The sequence below is a fragment of the Acinetobacter sp. IK40 genome (assembly GCF_035615075.1).
In the GTDB taxonomy this organism is placed as follows: domain Bacteria; phylum Pseudomonadota; class Gammaproteobacteria; order Pseudomonadales; family Moraxellaceae; genus Acinetobacter; species Acinetobacter courvalinii.
In genome coordinates this window covers 1-3,848 of record NZ_JANBOE010000023.1, presented here as the reverse complement: position 1 = coordinate 3,848, position 3,848 = coordinate 1, and the positions used below count along the sequence as shown (strand labels likewise).

Below are 3,848 nucleotides of genomic sequence, written 5' to 3'. Positions count from 1 at the left end.
AATCAATTTTATTGCTTCAACTTTAAATTCTGCGGTGTAAGTCTTCTGTTTCTTGCTCATGGTAAACTCCTGATGAGTGTCTATAGTTTACCAAGTTAAAACCTCCTGTTTTCTCAGCACACATCACTTTCAAAAAATGCTGGTTTAATTGGAGATCAGTTTCCCTGTACGGTAGACTTACCAACTAGAGTACGATGGATAAGCAATGATACTTTCATGATGGTTGAGAAACATCAAATTTCTCTATACCGCCTTTATTATTGATGTGTTCTCACGAGCAATTGTTGGATGGAAAGTATCTACACGGATGAATACAGATATGGTGCTCGATGCACTTGAGCAAGCATTGCATGATCGAGGCATGCCAAAGAATGTGATTCATCATTCCGATAGAGGTGTTCAATATCTTTCTATTCGCTATACCAATCGTTTAGAAGCTGCAAATTTACGAGCATCAGTCGGTACAACTGGTGATTCATACGATAATGCTCTGGCTGAAACGGTGAATGGCTTATACAAAACAGAGGTGATTGAATATTTAAAAGCAGATTGGCAAGGTTTAGCAGATGTACAACTTGCGACACTAAACTGGGTAGATTGGTTCAATAAAAAGCGTGTACACAGTGCACTGGGTTATGTATCGCCTTTTGAGTTCGAAGCAATGTACTATGATAAGATTAACCCGTTAGGTCAGGTGGCCTAACTTAAATAAAAAGTCTCCGACAAACCCGGTACGGTTCATAGACTCCAGTAAGCATAGATTTCCCTATTTTTAATTTGCACGATTTAAAATTTATTTTTTTAGATTATATAGTTACATACAAATATCATCTACTAATTTTAGAAATATAAAATCGTCCCATAATAAATAACGGTCGTTTTCTTACATTCGGAACAAGATTCTGAAATGATTTAATTTTTGCTATCCCGTATAAGGTCTTAGATATGAATCGATTAACTTTTATAAACGGTGCGATTGTTTCTGCGACTGATGTTCGCAAATCTTGGAGCAAAATTGTTCAATGTGTCAAAGATAGTCATAAACCTGTTTTTGTTTATACGAAGAATGCGCCCGAAGCTGTTGTTCTGAGTTTTGAAGAATTTCAAAAAATGCAGGAAATTATTGAAGCTGTCCGGCGTGAACAGCTAGGACAACAAATGGTTTATGATCTTTTGGATATTAATCAGCTCACTGGTCAACCGATCAAACACATGCTTTTGAACCCAAAAGGTGTATTTGAAGAAGTAAATGGACAAGAAAAATAGCTTTTTGAGGATATTAACGGATTCGAGATTAGAGACAAGCTGATTTAAAAGTCATCTTATATTTATATTCGTTGAACAATGAGCTTTTATTTTCGTAAAATACTAAGAAGTGGAAAACATATTCGTAAGTTAAGTAGCACTGACATCATAGAGTTGACTAATTTTATTGAAAATTAAAAAGAACACTTGGATGTCTATAAAATTATATTAAATAACGTACTGGGTAAAGTAATAGACTCACCCTAATAGGCAAGTCTATTAAACCAAAAACTATTTAAGATTCTTATTGACCTCTTTAAAGATAGTTTCAAATCTTGATAAAGTAGCTTCTGAAAGGCTATTAACAAAATCCTTATTACTAGCAAATTCTTTTGCAGGTAAATAATGATTAAATCTATTCTTTTTAATAACTTTATTAATTTTTGATAATATATCTTCAATTTCAGTACTTAATTCTTCCACCTTAATTTCAGCATGGGTAGATGAGAGAGAAATATTAAAAAGTTGCAGATATTCATCAATAGTAAATATATCTTCAATATCAGCTTTTTTTCTATTATCCAAAAAATCATGGAAAAATTTTATATTTTTATCAGATATAATTTTTTGAATAGTTAGACTATCAAATCTTGCCTGAGACTTTTGGTCAGTAAACGAATCTAATAGGCAGAAAATTGATAGTTTTGAACCTCGAAGTAATGAAATAAAACTAGCAACTTTATCTAAACCGCCTGTAGGCACAATTGTAATATCTTCATTTAAGCCAGTTCGTTTATTCGCATTCAAATATTCTGAAATTGTGGTCAAGTATAGTAAGTCTGAGACACCTTCTACCAATAGATTTTTTTTAGAAATAAATAAATTCTGTGCAACATCATACCCTAAAGCAGCTTGTAAAGGGAAAAGTGTATTAGGGTCTTTTTGTTGAATACTATCACTAACGATAGAGCTATCGGAGTCACTAAATACCGTTCTGACCCGATTTAATTTCGTTGTTTCTACCATGAAAGGTGAGTGAGTTGTATAAATAACTTGATACTTATCAACCAAACTTTCTAAAAAACGTAGTAAATCTGCTTGAGCAGTTGCATGCAAGTTAAGGCCTGGCTCATCTAAGAGTAGAATATATTTTGAATTTGAATCAGCCTGAATTTTGTTAAACCAAACTAAGAATGAAAAAAACCAATTAAATCCTTTACTTCTATTCTGAAGAGGTAAAGAAACTCTCGTTTTCGAGTTTTTTACTCGAATATCTAAGACATGTTCAACAATATTTGTATCGACCGTTGTAGCACTGCCATAACTTGTATTTACTTGCCTTTTCACAGTAGCTGTTTTTTTATCAATTTTAAATTCAATATTTAAGTTCTGATTTGCAGACCAATATTGAAATAGTGTGTCAGAAATCAAAGCCTCAGTTGCTTCTAATTCAGCAATAAAGTCTTCGAAATCGTCTGCATTAATAAGTTCATTCACATTAATTTCGGATAAATCTAAGAGTGCCTTTGCTGTTTTTAGATCATCCGATAGATCAACATCATCATCTAAAAAACTTTCTAGAATAATCCTTGATGGGAGTTGATAATATTCATCATAGTAAATAAATTTTGGTAAATGTCTTTTTATTAAAACACTATATGCATATCTTTCAATAAAAGTCATCCATGTAGAACTTTTGAAGAAATATTTTCTTAAAGGCTCTAACCTTTCGGTTTCATCTGGGAACTTCTTTAATATTTGATCAAATTTCTCTTCTGTTAGAGCCAACTTCAACTCAGTTTTTACATCATCACCAATATCAGATAAATTTAAGTGTTTTAAAAATAATTCAAAATTTATCGATACACCACTTATTAATGTAGATGAATCACCATAAGAACTTGTTAGGGTGATTTCATTACTTCCTTGCCAAGTTCCTTTACCTAACCTATTTTCGATTAAGCCAATTAGTTCATCTGAAATATGATAAGTGCAAATAATTGCTTTAGGTTTGCTATCCGACTTACTGATACTTTTTAGTTCTTTTCGAGGATAGTCTAACGTTTCGTTAAATTTAAACTTTTCATCATCTTCAAAATAATTAGTTTTAGCTAAACATTCTAAAACAGAAGTTTTTCCCGATTCATTCATTCCTACTAAAACAGTTATATCTTCCTCAATGTTTATTGATTGAGGAGTTGTAAATGACTTATATTTTAATATCTCAATATTTTTAAGTTTAATCATAAATATTTCTCCCTAAAATTAAATATATAACATTGATAAAGATTAACAATTTCATTGTTTCTAAGCTTACTATTGAATAGCCACCAAAATTCTAGACACACATAACCATCTTTTGATGGGCCTTTTCATAATCTAATGGAGAACGCTGACCATTGGAACCATGTCTGCGTTTTGAATTGTAGAACATCTCAATATATTCAAAGATATCGGACCTTGCTTCAGTTCTTGATGTGATGTGTGCTGAGAAAACAGGAGGTTTTAACTTGGTAAACTATAGACACTCATCAGGAGTTTACCATGAGCAAGAAACAGAAGACTTACACCGCAGAATTTAAAGTTGAAGCAATAAAATTGAT

Annotated in this window: 2 protein-coding genes and 2 pseudogenes; 2 read left to right on the top strand and 2 right to left on the bottom strand. The window is 31.9% G+C overall.

The window, feature by feature from the left end:
- Positions 1-238: 238 nt before the first annotated feature.
- Together MSG93_RS19155 and MSG93_RS19150 are read left to right on the top strand one after the other, a co-directional pair.
- A pseudogene (locus MSG93_RS19155) lies at positions 239-703 on the top strand (IS3 family transposase); the annotation flags it as partial.
- A 242-nt stretch (positions 704-945) separates the two neighbouring features.
- Positions 946-1,266, top strand: a complete 321-nt coding sequence (locus MSG93_RS19150; protein ID WP_001081101.1) for a type II toxin-antitoxin system Phd/YefM family antitoxin — start codon at positions 946-948, stop codon at positions 1,264-1,266.
- 270 nt (positions 1,267-1,536) lie between these two features.
- Here MSG93_RS19150 and MSG93_RS19145 read toward each other — a convergent pair whose 3' ends face one another.
- Entirely contained in the window at positions 1,537-3,492 is a 1,956-nt protein-coding gene (locus MSG93_RS19145; RefSeq protein WP_000593543.1) for an AAA family ATPase, read from the bottom strand.
- 91 nt (positions 3,493-3,583) lie between these two features.
- A pseudogene (locus tag MSG93_RS19140) lies at positions 3,584-3,724 on the bottom strand (IS3 family transposase); the annotation flags it as partial.
- Between the last annotated feature and the right edge of the window lie 124 nt (positions 3,725-3,848).

Coding starts and splice junctions, on each gene's coding strand:
- MSG93_RS19150 (WP_001081101.1), top strand. CDS start 946: ATGAATCGATTAACTTTTATAAACGGTGCGATTGTTTCTGCGACTGAT.
- MSG93_RS19145 (WP_000593543.1), bottom strand. CDS start 3,492: ATGATTAAACTTAAAAATATTGAGATATTAAAATATAAGTCATTTACA.